Below are 22,109 nucleotides of genomic sequence, written 5' to 3'. Positions count from 1 at the left end.
CCTCGTAGGTCTCGATCAGATCGGCGATGCGCGCGGCCTCCTTGCTGTCGGTGTACTGCCCGCCATCGCCCTCGACGTCGACGAACGCGACCGGATCCCGGAGGGCGGCGGGGAGGCCGTCCCGGGAGACGCCCTCGAGGTCGTCGAGGGTTCGAGCGGCGACCGCGGGCTCGGCGGGTCGCAACTCCCCGTCGTAGAACTCGGTGGAGGCGAACGCCTGGATGCGCTGATTCATCCGGTACTGGCGGTCGAGCATGACGCCGGCGTCGGGGTGGAGGTCGACGAGCCGCTCGAACAGCGACTCGGTGAGGTCGTTCTCCGCCCGCACGACGGGCGGCAGCTGCTCGTGGTCGCCGACGAGGACGAACCGCTCGGCCAGGTTCGCCGCCGCGTGCGTTCCGGGCTCGGTCAACTGGGCGGCCTCGTCGACCAGCGCCGCGTCGAACGACTGCTCTTTCATGATTCGAGAGCCGCAGGTCGCCGTCGTCGCGGCCACGACCTGTGCGTTCTCGAGTTCGGCCACGCGGTCCTCGGGATCGCCGGCGCGCTCGAGTCGATACGGCTCCATGTCCTCGCGGACGCCGCTCTCGGAGCCAACGCGGACGACTCGCTCGTCGTCGACTACGTCGTCGAGTTGCTCGAGCAGCGCCTCGAGGGCGTTGTCGACGGCGCGATTGGTAAAGGCCGACAGCAGGACGCGCTCGCCGCGTTCGACCATCGCGCGGATGGCCCGGGCGATGGTGTAGGTCTTGCCGGTGCCCGGCGGGCCGTGGATCAGGGCGAAGTCCTCGGCGCCGACGGCCAGCCGGACGGCTTCGTCCTGCGCGTCGTTGTTGCCGATGAAGGTCTCGTTGACGGCTTCGAACTCGGGAGTCGCACGGTCGAAGAGGACGTCTTTGCGCCGGTCGCTGCCCTTCAGGAGGAAGTCGTGCATGGCGACGAGCAGCCGATCGGTCGTCAGCTCGGAGGGGTAGACGTCGAGCCGGGTGACCTCGACGGGCTCGTCGGCCGTGAGGACGATTTCGTCGTCCAACCGTTCGATGCGGGCGAGTTCCGAGTCGCCCCGCACCGGGTCGCCGTCGCTGGCCAGCACCAGATCGCCCTCCCGGAGCTTCGAGTTGGCGCCGCTCGTTCGCCGGGCGCGCAGTTCCCAGCGACCCTCCGCGAGCTTCCGTCGCTCGAGGAACTCGAGGTCGATCAGCGCGCGGTCGTCGTCGGCCCGCTCCTGGGCCGTCTGCTCCCAGAGCTTGGCGTACTCGCGGTGGACCTCGCGGCGTTCCTCCTCGATGGCGCGGTAGAAGCGATCGAAGTACTCGCGTTCCTCCTCGGGCAGGGCCTGTCCGATCTGGCCGGCCTTGGATTCCTGATCGAGCCGTCCAGAGACGACCATGCAGGTGTCCTGCTCGAAGCAGTACTCGCACTTGGCCGACCCCTCGTAGCCGGTCGGGACCTCGCCCTTGACCTCCATCGCCGCGAGTTCGTTGCGCAGGCGGACGACGAACTTCAGTAGCCCCTGCCCCATCGAGAACTCCTTGGCCGGCGTGAGGTCGCCGGTCTCCTCGTTTCGCTCCAGCGTGGAGTTCTTGGTGTAGAGCAGCGTGCCGGTGTCGACGCTTCCACCGTGTTCCTCGAGCAGGAGCGCGTAGCAGGCCGCCTGCACCTTGTCCTTGAACCGGGGCTCCTTCTTCAGGTTCTTCCCCGTCTTGAGTTCGACCGGCGCGCCCCGCCGGATCGCGTCGGCGCGGCCGCGGATGCCGAACGTCTCGCTGATGAGCAGTTGCTCGGAGCGCCAGCTGTCTTCTTCAGTTAGGCGACCCTGCTCGAGCCAGCCCTCGATCGCTTTCGCGTTCTCGCGGACGTCCTCCGCCACGGCCTCGGGGGTCTCGCCGAGCAGCCCGAGCTGGAGGCCTCGCTCCTCGACGCGGGCCTCGATGGACTCCTCGAGGTCGCGTCCCCGTAGCAGGTCGCCGAAGACCTCGTGGACGAGCGTCCCCTTCACGACGGGGTAGTTCAGCGGCACCCCCGAGAGCTTGTTGAGGTAGTACAGCCGGGGGCACTCGACCCAGTTGCGAAGCGACGTCACGTTCACGAGGAAGGAGGGCTCGACGACGACGTAGGAGTCGCCGGTCGTCGCGTACTGCGTCTCGCCCTGAAACTCCGTCTCCTCGGCGTTCGTGACGAGCAGTTCCATCCCCGGCTCGAGGTGCTCGGCCGACTCGGTCCACTTCCCCCACAGCGTCACCCGCGTCGTCTCGTGATCGCCTTCGAGGGCCGCCGTCGCCGCGCCGCCGTCTCGAGCCAGCGTCTCGCCGTTCGGGGACTCACCGGCGTCGTCCGCGAGGCGCACCGGCACCTCGGCGAGTTCGCTCCCGCTGACCGACTTCGTCTCGACCTCGCCCGCGACGGTTCCGCGTACGTGCACGGCTATCCGTCACGGCCGAGCCGTCAAAAACGCTATCGGTCGCGGCCGAGTTCCGATGAGAAGGCGTCCCCGCGCCGACCGTTATATATCGAATCGCCGTCACTCGCCGGTGTAACATCCTATTACCGGCGGATAGTCGTTCCAGTCACCGGAACGGTCGTCGCCGTTTTTGCCAAGCCGATCGAATCAACGGCCCACATGAGCAACTCGAACGGCGACGACCGCGATCGAGACCGATCGGACGGCGTCGAGGGGGGAGCCGACCGCGACGAGGGGATGCGGTCGCCGTCCGACGACGTCGACTCCGGCACCGGGGTCGGAGACCGGGACGATCCCGGGCGAGACCGCCGCGACGAGACGACCCAGGTCGCAAACGAGGAACGGCGGCGAAAGATCTCGGTCATCAGCGGGATCATCGCCGTCATCGGCGCGTGGGTCGCTCTGTCGGTCGTCGCCCTCTACGACGTCTCGTCGGCCGCGTTCTGGAACAACGTCCTCGTCGGGGGCGTCGTCTTCGCCGCGGGGGCCTACAACTACTACCGGCTCGCCAACGACATCCCGCTCAGCGTCGGCGTCTCGGGACTGGTCGCGCTGCTCGGAATCTGGCTGATCGTCGCGCCCGCGCTGCTGGAGATGCCGGCCGGACTCGGGCTGACGGAGAGCCCGTTCTGGAGCACGCTCGCCTCCGGGCTACTGATCGCGGCCCTGGCAGGCTACAACGCTTACGACGCGCGCGAGGCGCGGTCGGTCGCGACGGACTCCGCGCGCGCCTGAATTCAGGCGGTACGGGCACGGACCCGTGCCCGAGTGGTGGGGTAGAAACGGAAGTACGGGACGGGGATCGACGCTAACTGCTGATTACCGCGTCGACCGGAACTCGGACTCGAGGTCGCCCTCGAGTCGCCGGAGCCGGTGTTCGGCGGCGTGGTGGCGCGTCGCGACGACGGCGAAGCCGATCATAACGAGGGCGAAGCCGACCGAGACGGCGGGAGAGATGCCGTTGACGTAGCTGTTCCCGAGTTGACCGAGCGCTAAGGCGAGCGGGCCGAGCGCGAGGAGGGAACTCTTCGCCGGTGTGGCGAGAAACAGTTCGACGAGCGAGAGTGGTTGCCGGACGGACATGGGGAAAGCGTCGGTTACTCATTTTGCCGAGAGGAGGCATCGTATCCCTTTTGGTTCGATTCGGCTCCTCGGCGGTGACGAAAACGGCCCCGACCGGCGCCAGCGGCGACGGTCGGCGCGACCGATACGTTCATTCTGTCCGCGTCACAACCAACGCGTATGCGGATTCGCGAGTGGCAGGACATACTCGAGGACGTTACGGAGCGAGACGTCGACCCGGAGCAGTGGCGCGCGGTCGCCGGCGATCGCGCCGCCGGCGTCGGCGAAGACATGTACCTCGCGCATCCCGGCGCCGGGGTCTTCTTCCTGAAGACCTACGCGAAGAACCCCTTCGAGGTCCGCGGGGTCGGCACGCGGGTCGCCCGCAACCTCGACGACGAGATCGGCACCTTCCTCCCCGAGGCGGACACCGGCGGGCGGTTCGCCGTCCAGTCTCCTCCCGAGGACGAGGAGCAGGCCGAAACGGTCTCGAAGCGCCTCGAGACCGTCCTCGAGACCCACGCCGACGCACCGACGCGGCCTCAGGACCTGTTCGACGACGTCATGGAGGCCCTCGAGAGCCCCGCGTTCGGGCCGATGGAGTACGACCAGTACGACCGCCCCGACGAACTCGAGGACCTCTCGGAGCGGTTCGAGGAGGCCGACGAACTGCTGAACGCGGAACTCGAGGACCTAATCGAGACCGACGAGGTCGATCGGGGCTTTATGTAAACCGAACTTTTTCCGCTTCGGGTTCGTTCGCTGCACTCACTCACCACTCGTCTGCTCACGGGCGCGAAGCGCCCGTTCGCACGGCTCGCGGGACCTCCGGTCCCGCGCTGGCCCAAAAACTTCGATGAAAAAGGCCGCCTCCGCGGGGCGTTGCCCCGCTCCGGCGGGTAATCGCTCACTTCGTTCGCGAACGCTCACGCAGCGCTCTCGTCGCTTGACGAGCAGTTCCTAACTCGATCCCCAAACGCGCCTGCGACTGCATCCGGTGACTCTATGGGAGCGGCTTCCGAGACCTCTGGTATGAGCGACGGAGACGCTGACGGAGCCGAGGTCGTCGTCCACGACTACTACGACGCACTCCGGAGCGGCGAGCCCCTCGAGCCGTACTTCCTCGAGGACGAGTCGACCGTCAAATTCGGGATCAGCGAGGCCCTGTTCGGGTTCGAGTCGGTCCGCGAGGCGCTGCAAGAACAGACCGCGACGACCGCGGGCTGGACCGTCGAGAGCGGGAACCTCGTCGTCTCGGAGCGCGACGCGTTCGCGACGTTCGCCGACGAGGTGACGATGGCGTGGACGGACACCGAGAACGGCGCGAGCCGGCGGTTCGAGACGCGGTGGAGCGGGACGCTCGTCCGGGAGGGGCACAGCGAACAGGACGCGGCCGGGGACGAAGCGGTGCCACAGTGGCGATTCGCCACGATGCACGTCAGTACGGCCGACGACCTATGAGTCGCGGCCGCGGCCCCGACCGCGACCCGAGGCGTCGGGCCGCGGACTCGAGTTCGCTGACGGAGCCGTCGGCCCGACTCAAGGCCCTGTTCGTGCTGCTCGTCGGCCTCTCCGGCGGAACGATGGCGCTCGGCGGCGGCGCGTCGCCGCTCACCGTCGGGCTGCTGACGGTCGGCGGTGCCGTCGCCGGCGGTGCGTTGCTCTGGTATCTGCTCTGGATCCTCGGTTAGGACTCGGAACGACTCGAGCCGAGACGACGGACAGCGAGCGGAAAACGAAGTTTCGATCGGTCAGCGATCACCAATCACGCTGGCCCGGTAGCGATTGGCTATCAGCGGTCGACGCGTTGGAGCCACATCGTCGGCGCGTCGAGTTCGTCCTGAGTCGGGAGGTTCTCGGGGCCCTCCCAGACGAGCGCCGCGGTCTCGAGGTCGCGGTTCTCGACGACCGTCTCGAAGAAGTGCTTCCCGCGCTCGTATTGGCGTTCCTTGAGTCCGAGGCCGAGCAGGCGACGGAACAGTTTCTGGAGCGGCCCTCGACCCTGCCGGCGAGCGTCGAGCTTCCGGCGCAGATCCGCGTATTCGTCGTCGAAGGCGTGGTCCATCAGCAGTTCGGCGTACCCCTCGACGACGGTCATCGCGGCGTCGAGTTCCTGGAACGACGCGCGGTCCAGCGAACCATCCGAGAGCTTCGCGATGCCCTCCTCCATGCGCTCCTCTAAGTGGTCGGAGAGCCACGGCGCGGCGCCGAACTCCGCGGCGTGGGTCACCTCGTGGAAGGCGATCCAGCGGCGGAACCGGTCGGCATCGACGTCGAGTTTCTCGGCGGCACCGAGGATGTTCGGCCGGACGAAGTACAGCGCGTGGGTCTCCTCAGGGTCGTTCGCCAGCAGCAGGGGATCGTACTGCCCGAGGACGTTCCGTCCGAGGAAGGCCAGTAGGACGGTCATCGTCCCCGTGTTGATCGTTCGGGCGACGCCGGGGAAGGCGCCGGCCGGCACCTGCTCCTCGAGGGTCCCCATCACGCGCTCGAAGGTCGCGATGTTCGCGTCCATCCAGTGGTGACGGTTCTGAATCTCGATGGAATCGGGAACGTCGAAGTCGACGCCCGACACCGTGCGGATGCCGTCGCGAGCCTCCCGCACGTCGCGGGCGAACGCCTCCCGTTCGCCCGGCTCGAGCTCGAGGGAGCCGGGCTCGGTTACCGCCTTCGCGGCGTCCGCCGCGGACTGCCAGTCGATCATATCGTCACCGGACGCCCCGGCAACGGCCCGGGCGCTACGATAGAGATTCACACCGCGGAGTACGGGCAGGAAGCGCAAAAGCGTTCTGTCGGACGGCGTCCGACAGTGGGTCGGTCGCCCGACACGTCACGGCGTCAGCGATCGGTCGACTCAGTTGACGATGACGTCCGGCTCCTCCTCGGCCTTGAGGTCGTCCTCGTCGTCCCCGCCGAACTTCTTGGCGGCCGCGGCGATGGCCACGAGGACGACGAGTGCGATAACGGCGCCGATAGCTTTGTTACCGCCGGACTCCTCGTCCGCCGATTCGTCGATATCGGTCTCGGTCTCGTACTCCGGCGTCTCCTCGGACTCGGTGCTCGAGCCGAACGGCAGTGCGCTGCCGATCGATCCGGGTCCGAACTGGGTGTCGCCGTCCAGATGCAACTCGACGAGAGTGAACTTCGTGTCTCCCATAGTGAGCGTTTCGTCGAGTAGCCACTTATAGTGTTTGCCGGACGTCGCACAGCGGACTCGAGTCAGCGGGCTCTCGAGTGTAGATCGTTTTCCGAGTTCGATCGATTGTTCCTTCTACCACTAGTCTGGGACAATGGACAGAGGATGACCGAGCCAGAAACTAACGCGTGGAAAACAGTACTATATCACAAGCCACTCACCGTAGAAAAGTCAACCAGAATTTATGGCTCAAATTACGGTCGGGATTTTGGGAACCGTATTTATCGGTGGGTTTTTTCTCCGTTCTGCTAACCGAATAATACATAGCGCGAACGTGTTTCGGTCAGTCTTCTGGGGTGGAGCAGCTACGTCTCACGAGTTCGCCGATGGCGAGCCGACAATGGTACGGGGAACTGTCATCGTAGATGAATTTGCGTACGAAGCCGATAGAGTCGTTGAAGACACCAATTCTGCGGTTGCGCTATATTATGGCGAGCCACATATCCCAATACAGAGGGTAACAGAGTAACCTTTGAATCCGGTATCGAATCAGGGCAATTCAGTGTTATCAGCAACGGTAGATCGATCACTATCGATCCAACATGGTTCCTTGACAACTGTACTCGGCTGTCAGAGTTGTCCGTTGACGGCTGGAATTTCAATTTGAACATCGCCATTCCGCTTAGTGAGTCTCCGTATATCCATCTGACAAGTGCGATAACTACCCGATCGTTCAACGAGATCCTAGATTTAATCAATGTGGATAAACCACAACCAGCGAATAACAGAAGTGACTCTAAGCAATTTCAAGTCGACGTGAAGCCAATTCGTGAGGGGACAACGATCTCTGTGTATGGCAACGTTCGGTTTGAAGAAGGAGAACCGGTGATCCACGGGACCGATACGGTCCCGCTCATTATCTCGGATCGAGAGTTTGATAACCTCCGACAGGATCTCAGAACGACAATGCTCAAGTCAGGACTCGTCTCCGTCATTCTGATAACGATGCTCGTCAGTTTTTGGCTCGTTATTTTGGGGTAATCCTCACCACAACAGATTCTACTCGATTAATGTAACGACTGTTGTTGAGGTCGAAGCTGTGTCGATAACATCCGTCGTTCAGTAAGCCACGCCTCTAGAATGTGGAACGAAGGCAATTCGCGACAGCACTACGATGGAGACGGGACGATTCGCATCGAGCAAGGCCGACCCGTGATATACGGGATCGATACGATGCCGCTTGCGGTCTCGGATCGAGGGTTCGACGGACTCCGAAACGACCGCCGAGCGAGCGTGGCGACATCGGGATTCGCTTCCCTCGCTCTGCGAACGGGTATCGCCACCCTCTGGCTCGTTTCTAGCCACCCCGATCGTGGCGTCTCGCGACGGTAAATCCCGACCGCATCTCCGTCGAGGCCGGAAATGTGGACACAGGACCGGTACGATTAAGTGTCCGTCACCTGCGGTCTTTCGTATGAGTGGACGACCGCTGGACGTCCTCGAGGCGTCGCTCGGCGAACGCGTCACGGTACGACTCAAGAGTGGCGGCGAGTACGTCGGCGATCTGGCCGGCTACGACCAGCACATGAACCTCGTGCTCGAGGACGTGACGATTCCCGAAGCCGGTGTCGACGAAGAGGCGCCGGTCGAAGACACAACGATTATACGCGGCGACAACGTCGTTTCGATCACTCCATGACTGGCGCAGGAACCCCAAGCCAAGGAAAGAAGAACAAGACGACCCACACCAAATGTCGTCGCTGCGGAGAGAAGTCCTACCACACCAGAAAGAAGGAGTGCTCGTCGTGTGGCTTCGGCAAGTCCGCCAAACGCCGCGACTACGAGTGGCAGTCGAAGACCGGCGACAACTGACGGATCTTCTCTTTCCTCCTTCCAACCGTCCGTTCCCTAGCGGTGCGACTCGAGCCGTCGACACGGTGCGATGCCGGTTAACATGGTACGGGTTGGACTCGAGACGCGAACGAGTCGCTCGCAAACGCTGTTGATTTCCTGACTGAACCGCACTCCTAACAATCTTATTACGCCGCTATACGCCTCAGATCTATCTAATTCCGTGTCTAACGCACGTTTATATAGTTGTCAAGCGTATACTATGACGACCACGCTGGAGACGGCAGTCGGTCGAGGCTGAGTCATGATCACTACCGCGGTAACCTACTTGAAGAACAGCGACGACGTCTGGAAGACGGCGATCATCGGCGGGCTGCTCGTACTGGCGAGCGTTCTGGTGCTCCCCGCCGTTCTCGTCTGGGGCTACGTCGTCCGAGTGCTCGAGCGAACGAGTCGCGGCGACGACGAGGCGCCGCGGTTCGACGACTGGCGGGCGCTGACGGTCGACGGCGCGAAAGCCGTCGCGATCCTCCTCGCGTACGGCCTGCTACCGTTCGTCGTCGGTGCCCTCCTGTTGGGGGGCGTCTGGCTGGCGGTTGGCGGCGACCCGGGAACGATCGGGACCATGGCGTTCGGCATCGCGAGCCTGCTGACGCTCGCGGCCATGCTCGCGGTCGCCTACACCGTCCCCGCCGCGCTGGCCCGCTTCGCGACGGAGGGCCGACTCGGCGCCGGCTTCGAGTTCGGTACGCTGCGCCCGAGTCTCGCGACCGGGACGTACGCGGTCGGCTGGCTGCAGGCCGTCGGGATCGTCTTCGCGGGCGCGTTGCTCTCCGGGCTGCTCACCGAGATCCCGATTCTCGGGGCCGTCCTCGGAGCGGTCGTGTCGTTCTACGCGCTCGTGAGCGCCTACTACGTCATCGGGCGGACCTGGGAGCGGCTCCACTCCGTCTCGCTCGAGGAGACTCGAGAGCAGCCGTCGGCCGAACGCCCGGCGATTTGAACCGAATTCGTTTTTCCGTCGTCGAATACAGTACCCCGTCAAACGACGGTCAGCCGCGGCGAACGACAGTCGTCTACCGATGAACAGCCATTAGTCCGATCCCGCGAACACTCGCGTATGGAGACGACCGACGCCTTCGCCGGACTCGAGTGTGTCGACTGCGGGGCTACCTACGACGCCGAGGCGGTCTCGCACCGCTGTCCCGACTGCGACGGCTTTCTCGATCCGAGCTACGAGTACGACGCGATCGACCTCGACCGCGAGACTCTCGCGGACCGACCGTTCGACTCGCAGTGGCGCTACGAGGAGCTGCTCCCGTTTCCCCGCGAGTCGGCGGTGACGACCAACGAGGGGGCGACGCCGCTGGTCGACTGTCCCGACCTGGCCGACGAACTCGGCGTCGAACGCGTGCTGATCAAGGACGATAGTCGAAATCCGACGGGGTCGACGACCGACCGCGGGGCATCGGTCGCCGCGACGGCCGCCGCCCAGCACGGCGCGACCGACGTCGCGCTCGCGTCGACGGGCAACGGCGGCCAGGCGGCCGCGGCCTACGCCGGCCGGGCCGACCTCGAGTCCCACGTCTACGTCCCCTCGCGCTCGAGTTTCACGAACAAGGCGATGATCAACGTCCACGGCGGCGACATGAACGTCGTCGGCGGCCGGTTCGACGACGCCGTCGGCGCCTACGAGGAGGGGATGGGCGAACACGACGACTGGTACTCGCTGCAGCCCTTCGAGACGCCCTACCGCCACGAGGGCGCGAAGACGACCCTCTTCGAGATCGTCGAGTCCCTCGAGTGGGAGGTTCCCGACGCGATCTGTTACCCGACCGGCATCGGCGTCGGGCTGGTGGGAGCGTACAAGGGAGCGACGGAGCTTCGCGAACTCGGGCTCATCGACGAGCTCCCGCCGCTGTACGCCGCACAGGCCGCGGGCTGTGCGCCGATCGTCGACGCCCTCGAGAACGACCGCGACGATCACGAATCGGTCGATCGACCCGACACGATCTGCGGCGAGATCGAAATCGCCGATCCGCCGGCGGGATCGCGCGTCCTCGAGGCCGTCCGCGAGACCGCCGGCGGTGCGGTCGCGACCGAGGATCGGGACATCCTCGAGTCCGGCGTCCGCGTCGCCACCCACGAGGGCCTCGAGCTGGCGCCGAGCCCGGCCGCGGCGGCGAGCGGGGCGTGGGAACTGGCCGAGCGCGGCGAGTTCGACGGGTCGGAGACGGTCGTCATCGTCAACACGACCGCCGGCAACAAGGAAGGCGATGTGCTTCGCAGCCACCTGATGAGTCAGGGCGTCTAACCGCCGATCGAACCGCGCCGTGCCGAGATCGTACCGACCGCCGTTCGGCCGTCACGTCGACGCGCGTCTGATCGTCGAAACGGCGACGCCGCGCATCAGTCGTCGTCAGCTCGTTCGGTGCCGGCGTCCTCTATCGCGCCGGCGTTCGTCTCGTCGACGACGTCGATCGAGACGCCGGCGTCCATCCCGCGGTTGCGGCTCGCGTCGCCGAATCCGGCGCTGAGTACGCGCGTCAGTGCGTCCTCGACGTCCTCGTCGAGTTCCGTGATTCGGTCGGATTCGACCTCGACGACGAACCCCGTCGTGATGTTCGGCGACGTCGGCAAGAAGAGCACCTCGCGGCCGTCGTCGGTCACCTTTCCCGTCTTGAACGCGGTCATCCGAAGTCCGTTCCAGGTCTCGATCTTGACCGGTTTCTGCAGCGAGTCCTGTTCGCCGAAGGCGGTCTCGGCGGCCATTTTCGAGGCGTTGTAGACGACCCGCATCACGGGGACGCGATTCGCGACGTTGTCGACGACCCGTTCGACGAGTCCGCCGACGGTCGTCCGCATGAGATAGCCGATGGAGAAGGTGAGGATCGTGAAGACGGTTAGCGCGACGATGACCCGGAGAAACTGCGCGAGTTGCTCGCGGGTCTGGATGGCCTGCGCTCCGTCGCCGGGAATAAACGGCTTGAGCGCCTCGGGCTGGAGAATGAGCCCTGGCGTCAGCCCGGCGACGAGGCCGTAGAGCCAGTAGATGACGTAGAGAGTGACCAGGATCGGGCCGAGGACGATCAGCCCGCTCGCGAAATCCCGCTTCCACGAAGCCATGTGGAGCACCTCTCACTAGGGGCTAATGAGCCCTTCCCTTTAGCGGTCGAGAACCGCGCGGAGCGCGAACCGAACGTTCCCCGTCCGTTCGGTCAGCCGCCGGTAGAAGTACGATTTCCACCGGTTGCCGTACGGGACGTACTGGGAGACGGGATACTCGGCGGCGAGGTCGTCCTGGGCGTCCTCGCGGACGCCCATCAGCATCTGGATCTCGAAGTCGGTGCCGTACCGCTCGTGACAGTCGATCGCGTGCTCGATCATCGCCGGGTCGTGGCTGCCGACGGCGACGCCGCCGTCGTACCGCTCGAAGGCGTACTCGAGCAGCGACTCGTACTCCCGATCGATCCGGTCGCCGTCGCGGTAGGCGATATCGGCCGGTTCGTCGTAGGCGCCCTTGACGAACCGCACCTTCCCCGGCACGTCCGCGAGTCGTTCGACGTCCTCGCGGGTGCGCTTGAGGTTCGCCTGCACGCAGACACCGACGCCAGCGTCGGATCCGTGATCCGACGAGGATCGCGATCCAGCGGATCGCTCACCGCCCTCGTGCTCGCGAGCGAGCTCCTCGAACGCGTCGAGGGTCGCGTCGGTCGTCGTGTGATCCTCCATGTCGATCCAGACGAAGACGTCCTCGGCGGCGGCCGCGTCGACGACGTTCGTCACGGTCTCGCGGAAGAGAACCTCACCGAGGTCGAGTCCCAGTTGCGACGGCTTGACCGAGATGCAGGCCTCGAGGTCCGACGCGGCGATGTCCCGAACCAGCGCGCGGTACTCGGCGGCGTCGGCCCGAACGGATTCGCGGTCGTCGTAGTGCTCACCCAGGAGGTTGACGATTCCCGCGATACCGCGCTCGTTGAGCCGTCGGACGCGCTCGAGGGCCGTTGCCGGGGACTCCCCGGCGACGAAGCGGTTCGCGATCGGCGGGAGCATGATCGTCCGTTCGACGGCCGTTCCTAAGGGAGTTTTTCCGGTTCGCAGCGTGAGACGTTCCGTCCCGGCGATCCCGTCGATCCCGGCGATCGGGCGTAGCGCCCTCGTCCTCGCCTCCGATCGCGGCCACTTCAACTCTCCGCGGGACGTGACGACGGCGGAACTCGGCGACGAACTCGGAATCACACAGCAGGCCGTCGCGTCGCGGCTCCGACGCGGCCCCGATCAGATCCTCGAGACGGCCCTGTCCGAATGAGGTTTCCCTCGCGCGGCCATATTTAAACGGATTGTATACTAAAAAGAGAGCCTGAACAGCGCGGCGGCCGTCTGTCGACCAATGAGCAGGCGTTCCTTCGAGTTCGGCGTGGGTCTCGAGTCTCCGGGAGACGAGATCGGTGGGTGGCGGTACGTGATTCCAGCCTTCGGCGTGGTTTTGCTCGTCAGTGCAATCGTTAAATCGGCCCTCGCGCTGGTGAGCAGCGGCGTGCTCCTGGAGGCAACACTCGATCTGGTGCTGATCAGTACGCCGGGAATCGCGATGCTGTATATCGGTCGCTGGTTGCCGGAGACGACGATCCCGTCCGAGTTCTATCCGCGTATCGTGATGTGGGTGTTCGGCGGGGTCGCGGTCATGGCGTTCGTGATGGGCCTGCGGGTCATCCACCCCGGAGTCACGGTCCGGTTCACGTTCGGGACCCAGGCCGTCCTGCTCGCGATCGGCTCGCTCGCGGGGCTGGGGATCGGGATCCACGAGGCCCAGGCGCTCGCCCACGCCAGAACGCTCGAGAAACGGAACGAAACGCTGAACCGGACCGAACGGCGACTCGAGGAGGTCGTGGCGGAACTGGAGGCGTCGAACGAGCAACTCGAGCAGTTCGCGCACGCGGCCAGCCACGACTTGCAGGAGCCGCTGCGAATGGTGACAACCTATCTGGGACTCATCGAAGATCGGTACGGCGACGAACTCGACGACGACGGCGAAGAGTTCCTCGCGTACGCGGTCGACGGCGCCGAGCGGATGCACGCGATGATCGACGGCCTACTCGAGTACTCCCGGGTCGACACGCGGGGGGAACCGTTCGAGGCCGTCGATCTGGACCGGTCCTCGACGACGTGCTCACCGACCTGCAGTTCAGGATCGACGAGACCGCTACCGAACTCACGCGAGAGCCGTTGCCCACCGTCGAGGGCGACGAGCGACAGTTACAGCAGCTCTTCCAGAATCTGTTGACGAACGCGATCGATTACAGCGGCGACGACCCGCCGCGAATACGCGTGTCGGCGACCCGAGAGGGGGCGACGTGGACGGTTTCGGTCCGCGACGAGGGGGTCGGCATCGATTCCGACGACGCCGACCGGATCTTCGACGTCTTTCAACGTCTCAACTCGGCCGACGAACGGGCCGGTTCGGGAATCGGGCTGGCGCTGTGCGACCGGATCGTCGACCGCCACGGCGGCGAGATCCGGGTCGACTCGGCGTCCGGCACGGGCTCGACGTTTTCCTTTACGCTCACGTCCGGCGAACGGGCGGACGGTCCCGTCGCCGTCCAACGGCCGGCTGCTCCCGACGACGTCGAGCGATCGGACCTCCCCGACGACGTCGAGCGAGCGGAATCGGCGCAGTTCGGCTGAAAATGCCGACGGATTGACCGTCGATCACCTCTCCTCTACTGGGGCTACCCCACTGCGACCCGTCGCAGTCCGTCTACGATATTCGACACCACTATACGCAGCAACGGGTTTCAAAACCTCCACTATACCCAATATCTGTATATGTCCTATATGGATACTGTGGACAAGCTATTTATGATCGTTTCACCTGTGCCTACGTATGACGCGCGGACCGCCGATCGACGAACTCCACTTCGATGACGCACCGAACGTCGACTCCGTCCCGGGACCGAACACCCGAGAGCTGCTCGAGAAGCAGCGCGAGATCGACAGCAGCGCGGTCGCGTACCCCGACGACATCCCGATCGCCTTCGAGGAGGGGAAGGGAGCGACGGTCCGCGACGCCGACGGCAACACCTACATCGACCTCTTCGCGGGGATCGGAGTCCTGAACGTCGGCCACTCGAACCCGTACGTGCTCGAGGCCGTCCACGAGCAGGCCGACAAGTTCGTCCACACGGTCGACTTCCCGACGGAGGCCCGACTCGAGCTGATCGAGAAGTTAGACGAGATCGCCCCCGACGGCCTGCAGGGTAACCAGAAGGTGGTCTTCGGCGGGCCGACCGGCAGCGACGCCATCGAGGCCTCGATCAAACTCTCCAAGTACAACACCGGCGGCGACGGCCTCATCGCGTTCCGCGGCGCCTACCACGGCGCGACGACGGGGGCGATGAGCGTCACGTCGAACAAGAAGTTCAAGGGTCACTACACGCCCCTGCTCTCGGACGTCGTTCACGCGCCCTATCCCCATCCGTTCCGCCAGAGCAAGACGCCCGAGGAGGCGGTCGATCACGCCCTCGAGGAGGTCCAGGCGATCGTCGAGGACCCCTACGGCGGGCTCGCCAATCCGGCCGGCATGATCGTCGAACCGATCCAGGGCGAGGGCGGCATCGTCACGCCGCCGGAGGGCTTCCTGCAGGGGCTGCGCGACATCGCCGACGACAACGACATCACGCTCGTCTTCGACGAGATCCAGAGCGGTCTCGGTCGAACGGGGCAGTGGTGGGCCAGCGACTGGGAGGGCGTCACCCCCGACGTGATGACCTCCGCGAAGGCGCTGGGCGGCGTCGGCTTCCCGCTCTCGGCGACGATGTACAGGGAGGAACTGGACACGTGGGGGTCGGGCGACCACGCCGGCACCTACCGCGGCCACGTCGTCGGGATGCGCGCCGGCACCCGCGCCATCGAGTACATCCAGGACCACGACCTTCTCGCCCACGCCCGCGACCTCGGCGAGTACATCCGAGGTCGACTGCAGGAGGCCGCCGACGGGACCGAACGGCTCGCCGACATCCGCGGCAAGGGGCTGTTCATCGGCGCCGAGTTCGTCGACGCGGACGGGAAGCCCGACGGCGACCTCGTCGACGAGATCCAGCGGTACTGCTTCGAACACGGCGTCCTCGTCTGGACGGCCGGCCGGGAGGGCAACGTCCTTCGGTTCCTCCCGCCGCTCGTGCTCACTCGCGACCTCGCGGAGACCGCGCTGGACGTCGTCGTCGAGGCGATCGAGCACGCGACCGCGGAAGCGAAGCAGACCGCCTGAAGCCGAATCCGATCCACCCCACTCGAGACACCATGGCAGACACCGATCCCATCGAGACCGACGGCGCACCCAGCAACGACAACCCCTACTCGCAGGGCGTGGTGGCCGGCGACACGTGCTACGTCTCCGGCTACGGCCCGGTCGATCCCGAGACGGGCGAGACCGTCGACGGCGATATCGAAGCCCAGACCGACCGCGTCCTCGAGAACATCGAGAACGTGGTCGACGAGGCCGGCGGAAACGGTCTCGAGGACGTCGTCAAGGTGACCGTCTACCTGACCGATCTCGAGGACTACGAGCGGGTCAACGAGGCCTACGGTGCGCAGTTCGGCGACGAACTGCCGGCCCGCGTCTGCGTGGCGGTCTCGCGGCTCCCCGAGGACGTCCGCGTCGAGATGGACGCGACGGCGTACGTCGGCTGAGGCGGTCGCGTCCGTCGCTCGTCGCTGCCGGCAGCGATCGGACGTTGAGACCGCTCGCGGAGAGAACTGCCGAGACGATCCGTCGAACCCGGTTTGGTTCGCTATCGTACACCGTCTGCGAGTGGCATATATACGATTATTGATTACGATTAAGTAGTTCGGCCGTCTAGATGCGGCAATAATGGCCTACGACGTGCGAACCAGACTGCGCGATCTCCGCCGGGACTTTCACCGCCACCCCGAACCGGGGTGGCGCGAGTTCAAGACGACCGCCCGCGTCGTCGCCGAACTCGAGCGACTCGGCGTCGACGAGATCGCCGTCGGGCGGGAGGCGCTGGCGACCGACGACCGCATGGCCGTCCCCGACGACGACGAACTCGAGCCCTGGCTCGAGCGGGCCCGCGAGGCGGGCGTTCGCGAGGACGTCCTCGAGCGAACCGCGGGGGGCCACACCGGCGTCGTCGCGGTCGTCGACCGCGGCGAGGGGCCGACCGTGGGGTTGCGAGTCGATCTCGACGCGATCTCGATGGCGGAGTCGTCGGCCGACGACCACCGACCGGTGGCGGAGGGCTTTCGCTCGGAGCACGACGGCTACATGCACGCCTGCGGTCACGACGCCCACATCGCGATGGCCCTCGGGACGATCGAAGCCGTCCAGAACAGTGAGTTTTCGGGGACGCTAAAGGTGTTCTTCCAGCCCGCCGAGGAGATCTCGGGCGGCGGGAAGGCGATGGCCGAGGGCGGCTACGTCGACGACGTCGACTACCTGCTGGCGGTCCACGTCGGCCTCGACCACCCCACCGGCGAGATCGTCGCCGGCGTCGAGAAGCCGCTGGCGATGGCCCACCTGACGGCGACCTTCGAAGGCGCGAGCGCCCACGCGGGGAAGGCGCCCAACGAGGGCGGCAACGCGATGCAGGCGGCCGCGACCGCGATCCAGAACGCGTACGGGATCCCCAGACACAGCGACGGGATGACTCGGGTCAACGTCGGCCGTATCGAGGGCGGCACCGCGAGCAACGTCATCGCCGAAGAGGTCACGATCGAGGCCGAGGTGCGCGGCGAGACGACCGGCCTGATGGAGTACATGCGGACAGAGCTCGAGCGGGTCTGCTACGCGGCGGCGGAGATGCACGACTGCGACGTGACGCCGCGAGTCATCAGCGAGTCGCCCCGGGCGGACAGCCACCCCGCCCTCCGCGATCTCGTCGGGAGCGTCGCCCGCGAGGTCGATGGCGTCGAGCGCATCGTCCCGACGGAGGAGTTCGGCGTCAGCGAGGACGTCACCTACCTCATGGATCGCGTGCAGGACGGCGGCGGCCTCGCGTCGTACGTGCTCGTCGGTACCGATCACCCGACGAGCCACCACACGCCGACGTTCGACATCGACGAGGCGAGCCTCGAGATCGGCGTCTCGGTGCTGGCCGAGACCGCCATCGAACTCTCGAAACGGCCGGTGTGAACGGCGCCTCGAGCCGCGGCCCTGTGAGTTCAGCATCACGTTCTTCGCAACAGAAACGTTAATTCGGCGGCCGACTGTGTGTCCTGTATGAGCCAGGACGACGTGCCGGAGTCCTTGCGGACGGCGGCGGACTCAGATCGACCGCGCGGCATTCTCACACCCTCCGATCGCGACTTCCTGCTCGGTCGGAAGACCGACTACACGGACCACTCGAAGAAACAGAAGCGAAATCGTATCCGGCGGCGGGTGCGCAACGCGATCCTCGATTTCAGCATCCTCTTCGAGTACATGGAGGAGCGCGACCGAGAGACGGTGTTCGATCCCGACGACGAGGATCGGGACGCCTACACGCAGGGGATCACCGACATGCTCGCCTTTCTGCACCTCGGGACGATGGGGTACCACACGCCGTTCAAGGACATGCTCTCCGAGGGCGTCGGCAAGGCCGAACAGCGGCTCGCGGGCTCGAACTACCGGATGGTCAACGTCGAGTTCAACGTCGAACCGGTCGGCCAGATCGACGTCGACGAGGTCGTCGAGAAACTCGACAACGAGGAGTTCGCCCAGCTGACCGACGAGGAGCTCCGGGCGTTCGTCCGGCTGCTGACGATGTCAGACGGGTTCTCGCCCGAATCCGCCCGCGAACAGATCAAGGACCGGGTCGACGAGTTCTCCGAGCGAGTCGCCGAGAGCGCCGCGGCCCGCGACGAGAAACTCGAGGAACTGACGAACTGACTGAATACGATCACCGTTGATCGCCGGCCGATCGACGCCGCCCATCTCCGAATCGGCTACCGATCGTGCGGCCGCCTCGAGTCTGTCCGGTCGTCGGCCGGCACGTCCTCGCTGGCGGCGGTCGTCGTACCGCGGCGCCGAATTCTGCGCCCGCCGCTGTTCTGCAGGTCGGGGATTCGAATCCGCTCCGCTACTCCGACAGAGGCTCGTGAAGGGTATTTTTGAGAGCGTTCAGGGAACGAATATACGCTAATTCCGGCATCGGTGGACGGATATCTAAAATCTCGAGAGCGGGCCCGATCTTCACGAACGATCGTCTAATAAACATAATTTGTATATATTCTGGCAATGTGAGGAACACTTATTGTGTACGCAGTAGATTGATCCGGTATGCCATCACACAGCATGGCGATCGGCAGGTGGAGGCACGCTCAATCAGCACGCTGTCGGTCGATCGCGGGGGGGAAACGATGAGCGACGCCGAGAAGGGGGCGGTCGGTACGTTCCTCGAGGAGATCGATCCGATCGTCTTCGCGTTCGGAGCGTTGTTGACCGTCGGTGTCATCGGGACGTTCTTCATCAACCAGAGCCTCGTCGAGAACACGATTTCGACGCTCAACACCGTGATGCTCGAGTACCTGAACTGGGCACTGCTGGCGATCGTGTTCGCGATCGTCGTCTTCCTGTTGTTCCTGATCGTCAGTCCGTGGGGGAAGCTTCGCTTCGGTGACGATCCACCCGAGTACAGTTTCCTCTCGTTCTTCGCGATGTTGTACTCCGCAGGCTTCGCGGCGGGCGTCGTGTTCTGGGGGCCGACCGAGGCGCTGTTCTACTACGACAACCCGTCACCGCTGTTCGACGTCGGCAGTCAGTCCGGGGCGGCGATGAGCGTGGCCATCCAGCAGACGCTCTTCCACTGGGCGCTGCCGCAGCTGGCCGTGTTCACGATCATGGGGATCGCGATCGGGTACTTCGCGTACAACTACGAGAACGTCCCTCTCCGCGTGTCCTCGGCGCTCACGCCGGTCCTCGGGAAGGAGAACCTGGACGGGCCGGCCGCGAAGGTCATCGACATCCTCGCCGTCTTCGCGACGATCGGCGGCGTCGCGACGTCGCTCGGCTTCATCGGGAGCCAGTTCGTCAGCGGCCTCAACTACCAGTGGGGGATCGACCTGGGTAACGCCGGGATCATCCTCGTGGTGACGACGATGACGCTCCTGTTCACGCTGTCGATGGTGCTCGGGGTCGATAAGGGGATCCGGCGGCTCTCGAACTTCAACATGATCCTCTTCGTCGCCTTGCTGCTCGCGACCTTCATTCTCGGTCCGTCGATCTTCCTCGTCATGCTCGGAACGCAGGCGATCGGCGGGATGATCACCGACTTCGTCGCGATGAGCCTCTTTACCGGTGCCGGCGTCGAAGGCGGCACCGAGTGGGCCAACACATGGACCGTCTTCTACTGGGCGTGGGCGCTCTCGTGGTCTCCGTTCGCGGGACTGTTCATCGCGCGAATTTCCCGCGGTCGAAGCGTTCGCGAGGTCGCGTTCACCGGTATCGTCGCGACCTCAGCGGCGACGATTCCGTGGTTCATTTCGCTTGGCGGAACGGCCGTCTGGATGCAACACAACGGGGTCGCCGACTTCAGTCAGGTGATGGCGTTCGAACTCGGCGCCGAAACGACCGGCTTCATCATGTTCGACGCGTTCCCGCTCGGGACGGTGTTCATGATCGCGTTCATGTTCCTCGTCACGACGTTCTTCATCACGTCCGCCGACTCCTCAACGCTCGCCGTCTCGATGATGACGACCGGCGGGAAAGCACACCCCTCGAACATCAACCGGATCTTCTGGGGCGTGGTCCTCGGGATGACCGCCGCGATCCTCATGATCCTCGGCGGCGTCGACGCCCTGCAGTCGGCAGCGATCATCACCGGCGCGCCGTTCGCGTTCGTCTGCTTTATCGCCATGCTCGGGCTGATCAAACACTTCAGTTCGACCGAGGGTCGGCTGTTACTCCAGGAGGAAACCGTCCTCATCGGCTCGAGCAGGAAGCCGGAAACGGAATCGCCGTCCGGTCCCGGCGGTGCCGTCGAAACGGACGACGACTAGCCGCTTCGGCCCTCCGCCGCGCCGATCGATCCGCGGCGGCCGTCGTGTTGTTCGATTTTCGCGGGCGATTCGCTCGCGGTTCGCGCCGCACTCCCCGCCAACCGATAACAAGATTTAATGTACGAGGTATACATAAACTGTGTATGGATAGGGATACCGCGGAACCCGACGCGGACGCGCTTCCGGGCCCGAACGCCCAGCAGTGGGTCGACTTCCACCAGGAGTATTCCGCGCCCAGCGAGTACTCCCACGAGTTCGTCTGGGACGTGACGCGGGCGGCCGACGGCCCCTTCGTCACCGACGTCGACGGGAACGTCCTCCTCGACTTCACCTGTCACATCGGTGCGGCACCGCTGGGGTACAACAACGAGAAGGTCCTCGAGAAGGTCCGCGAGTTCGATCTCGTCGAACCGATGAAGATCGCGGGCCAGGACATGTACTTCGGCTCCGGCCCGAGCCCGGAGGAGGCCGAGTTCCCCGGCTCGAGTCACCTCATGGAGAAGCTGACCGAGGTCTCGAGTCAGTACGGGATGGACACGGTCTTCCTCTCGAACTCCGGCGCCGAGGCGATGGAGAACGCGATGAAGATCACGAACGACTATCGCGCTCCATCCAAGTACGGCATCTCCTTCGCGGGCAGCTTCCACGGGCGCACGCTCGGCACCCTCTCGCTGACGAAATCCAAGGAGGTCTACACGCGCCACTACCCCGAGATCAGCGGGATCGAGACGGTCCCGTTCTGCGCCGATCGCGGCTGCGACGCCGACAGCTGCGACTGCGGCTTCTTCGCGGGCGGCAGCTCGCAGCTCCGGAACATGCTCTCGCCGGAAGGCGGCCACGTCAACCCCGACGAGATCGCATTCCTCGCGCTCGAACCCATCCAGGGCGTCGGCGGCTACCGGTTCCCCAGCGAGGCGTTCATGCGAGAGGTCGCCGACGTCACCGACGAGTACGATATCCCGCTGGTCGTCGACGAGATCCAGTCCGGGGTCGGCCGCACCGGCGAGATCTGGGCGTCCGATCACTACCCGATCGAACCCGACGTCATCGCCAGCGCGAAGGCGCTTCGCGTCGGCGCGACGATCTCGCGCTCGGAGGTCTTCCCCGACGAAAAGAACCGGCTGGGGTCGACCTTCGGCGGCGGCGACCTGCTGGGGTCGATGATGGGCGCGTTCACCCTCGAGGCCATCGACGAGTACGATCTGCTCGACAACGCCACCCGACGCGGCGAACAGGCCACGGAACTCCTGGGCGACGACGCACCCGAGTACGTCGAGGACGTCCGCGGCAAGGGCCTGATGCTCGCCGTCGAGTTCGACACGGCGGAGCGTCGGTCCGACGTGGTCAAGGCTGCCCTCGAGCGCGGCCTGCTCACCCTCGGGTGCGGGAAGAAGACGATTCGGCTGCTCCCGCCGCTGGACTCGACCGAACGCGAGATCGAGCTGGGGATCGGCATCTTCCTCGAGGCCATCGAGGCCGTCGGCCCGAGCGCGAAAGTGGCCGACTGAGACGATCCCCGAGTTTCGCGTCACCGCTACTTCGATTTTCGTTTTCGCGGCCGTCTCGAGCGCGGTCGCCGATCGTCTCGAGGAGATCGATAAACGA

The 22,109-nt window shown here is 65.2% G+C and carries 20 protein-coding genes and 2 pseudogenes; 16 read left to right on the top strand and 6 right to left on the bottom strand.

Features of this window, described 5'->3' with window-relative positions; translation table 11 throughout:
• Window positions 1-2,422: AAA domain-containing protein (locus C477_RS09045; RefSeq protein WP_008894168.1), on the bottom strand; the 2,422-nt coding region annotated here is incomplete at its 3' end.
• Window positions 2,423-2,620: 198 nt separating this feature from the next.
• On the opposite strand from C477_RS09045, the gene C477_RS09040 reads away from it, so the two are divergent.
• On the top strand, window positions 2,621-3,196 hold the full coding sequence (locus C477_RS09040) for an SPW repeat domain-containing protein (RefSeq protein WP_008894167.1): 576 nt from the start codon (window positions 2,621-2,623) through the stop codon (window positions 3,194-3,196).
• Between the two features lie 84 nt (window positions 3,197-3,280).
• Here the strand turns inward: C477_RS09040 and C477_RS09035 are convergent, their stop codons facing one another.
• The gene (locus C477_RS09035) at window positions 3,281-3,544 is read right to left on the bottom strand and encodes a hypothetical protein (RefSeq protein WP_008894166.1); all 264 of its coding nucleotides are present in this window, start codon (window positions 3,542-3,544) and stop codon (window positions 3,281-3,283) included.
• A gap of 159 nt (window positions 3,545-3,703) precedes the next feature.
• On the opposite strand from C477_RS09035, the gene C477_RS09030 reads away from it, so the two are divergent.
• The 3 genes from C477_RS09030 to C477_RS09020 all read left to right on the top strand — a co-directional run bounded on the left by C477_RS09030 (window position 3,704) and on the right by C477_RS09020 (window position 5,214).
• The gene (locus C477_RS09030; protein WP_008894165.1) at window positions 3,704-4,255 is read left to right on the top strand and encodes a hypothetical protein; all 552 of its coding nucleotides are present in this window, start codon (window positions 3,704-3,706) and stop codon (window positions 4,253-4,255) included.
• Between the two features lie 300 nt (window positions 4,256-4,555).
• The gene (locus C477_RS09025) at window positions 4,556-4,984 is read left to right on the top strand and encodes a nuclear transport factor 2 family protein (RefSeq protein WP_008894164.1); all 429 of its coding nucleotides are present in this window, start codon (window positions 4,556-4,558) and stop codon (window positions 4,982-4,984) included.
• The gene (locus tag C477_RS09020; RefSeq protein ID WP_008894163.1) at window positions 4,981-5,214 is read left to right on the top strand and encodes a hypothetical protein; all 234 of its coding nucleotides are present in this window, start codon (window positions 4,981-4,983) and stop codon (window positions 5,212-5,214) included. Before C477_RS09025 ends, C477_RS09020 begins: the two co-directional genes overlap by 4 nt.
• A 101-nt stretch (window positions 5,215-5,315) precedes the next feature.
• Here C477_RS09020 and C477_RS09015 read toward each other — a convergent pair whose 3' ends face one another.
• Complete coding sequence (locus C477_RS09015; RefSeq protein WP_049914445.1) at window positions 5,316-6,278, bottom strand: zinc-dependent metalloprotease; 963 nt, start codon at window positions 6,276-6,278, stop codon at window positions 5,316-5,318.
• Between the two features lie 99 nt (window positions 6,279-6,377).
• Window positions 6,378-6,680 carry a hypothetical protein gene (locus C477_RS09010; RefSeq protein WP_008894161.1) on the bottom strand — a complete coding sequence of 101 codons (303 nt, stop codon included), beginning with the start codon at window positions 6,678-6,680 and terminating at the stop codon, window positions 6,378-6,380.
• Window positions 6,681-8,133: 1,453 nt separating this feature from the next.
• On the opposite strand from C477_RS09010, the gene C477_RS08995 reads away from it, so the two are divergent.
• The 4 genes from C477_RS08995 (at window position 8,134) to C477_RS08985 (ending at window position 10,824) form a co-directional block, all read left to right on the top strand.
• Complete coding sequence (locus C477_RS08995; protein WP_008894159.1) at window positions 8,134-8,358, top strand: LSM domain-containing protein; 225 nt, start codon at window positions 8,134-8,136, stop codon at window positions 8,356-8,358.
• Complete coding sequence (locus C477_RS22875; RefSeq protein ID WP_008894158.1) at window positions 8,355-8,531, top strand: 50S ribosomal protein L37e; 177 nt, start codon at window positions 8,355-8,357, stop codon at window positions 8,529-8,531. The genes C477_RS08995 and C477_RS22875 overlap by 4 nt, the downstream gene beginning before the upstream one ends.
• Window positions 8,532-8,814: 283 nt before the next feature.
• A complete protein-coding gene (locus C477_RS08990; RefSeq protein ID WP_008894157.1) occupies window positions 8,815-9,513 on the top strand; it encodes a DUF4013 domain-containing protein in 699 nt (232 codons plus the stop codon).
• 117 nt (window positions 9,514-9,630) lie between these two features.
• Window positions 9,631-10,824 (top strand): threonine synthase, encoded by a 1,194-nt coding sequence (locus C477_RS08985; RefSeq protein ID WP_008894156.1) that lies wholly within the window; start codon window positions 9,631-9,633, stop codon window positions 10,822-10,824.
• 95 nt (window positions 10,825-10,919) lie between these two features.
• Here C477_RS08985 and C477_RS08980 read toward each other — a convergent pair whose 3' ends face one another.
• The gene (locus C477_RS08980) at window positions 10,920-11,636 is read right to left on the bottom strand and encodes a DUF502 domain-containing protein (protein ID WP_008894155.1); all 717 of its coding nucleotides are present in this window, start codon (window positions 11,634-11,636) and stop codon (window positions 10,920-10,922) included.
• Window positions 11,637-11,675: 39 nt separating this feature from the next.
• The gene (locus tag C477_RS08975; protein ID WP_008894154.1) at window positions 11,676-12,563 is read right to left on the bottom strand and encodes a proline dehydrogenase family protein; all 888 of its coding nucleotides are present in this window, start codon (window positions 12,561-12,563) and stop codon (window positions 11,676-11,678) included.
• Window positions 12,564-12,657: 94 nt separating this feature from the next.
• Here C477_RS08975 and C477_RS22870 point away from each other — a divergent pair.
• The 8 genes and pseudogenes from C477_RS22870 to C477_RS08930 form a co-directional block, all read left to right on the top strand.
• Window positions 12,658-12,819: pseudogene (locus tag C477_RS22870) on the top strand (helix-turn-helix domain-containing protein); the annotation flags it as partial.
• A gap of 81 nt (window positions 12,820-12,900) precedes the next feature.
• Window positions 12,901-14,195 (top strand): annotated as a pseudogene (locus C477_RS08965) (sensor histidine kinase).
• A 199-nt stretch (window positions 14,196-14,394) separates the two neighbouring features.
• The gene (locus C477_RS08955) at window positions 14,395-15,777 is read left to right on the top strand and encodes an aspartate aminotransferase family protein (protein ID WP_008894150.1); all 1,383 of its coding nucleotides are present in this window, start codon (window positions 14,395-14,397) and stop codon (window positions 15,775-15,777) included.
• Between the two features lie 32 nt (window positions 15,778-15,809).
• Complete coding sequence (locus C477_RS08950; RefSeq protein WP_008894149.1) at window positions 15,810-16,199, top strand: Rid family detoxifying hydrolase; 390 nt, start codon at window positions 15,810-15,812, stop codon at window positions 16,197-16,199.
• A 181-nt stretch (window positions 16,200-16,380) separates the two neighbouring features.
• A complete protein-coding gene (locus tag C477_RS08945) occupies window positions 16,381-17,661 on the top strand; it encodes an amidohydrolase (protein WP_008894148.1) in 1,281 nt (426 codons plus the stop codon).
• 87 nt (window positions 17,662-17,748) lie between these two features.
• A complete protein-coding gene (locus tag C477_RS08940) occupies window positions 17,749-18,396 on the top strand; it encodes a hypothetical protein (protein ID WP_008894147.1) in 648 nt (215 codons plus the stop codon).
• 470 nt (window positions 18,397-18,866) lie between these two features.
• Window positions 18,867-20,504, top strand: coding sequence for a BCCT family transporter (locus C477_RS08935; protein ID WP_008894146.1), 1,638 nt, complete (start codon window positions 18,867-18,869; stop codon window positions 20,502-20,504).
• Window positions 20,505-20,647: 143 nt separating this feature from the next.
• Window positions 20,648-22,012 carry an aminotransferase class III-fold pyridoxal phosphate-dependent enzyme gene (locus tag C477_RS08930; RefSeq protein WP_008894145.1) on the top strand — a complete coding sequence of 455 codons (1,365 nt, stop codon included), beginning with the start codon at window positions 20,648-20,650 and terminating at the stop codon, window positions 22,010-22,012.
• Window positions 22,013-22,109: the final 97 nt, after the last annotated feature.

This window comes from Haloterrigena salina JCM 13891, assembly GCF_000337495.1.
Classification (GTDB): Archaea; Halobacteriota; Halobacteria; order Halobacteriales; family Natrialbaceae; genus Haloterrigena; species Haloterrigena salina.
The sequence above is the reverse complement of the archived record's forward strand: the minus strand, read 5'-3'. Positions and strand labels throughout refer to the sequence as shown.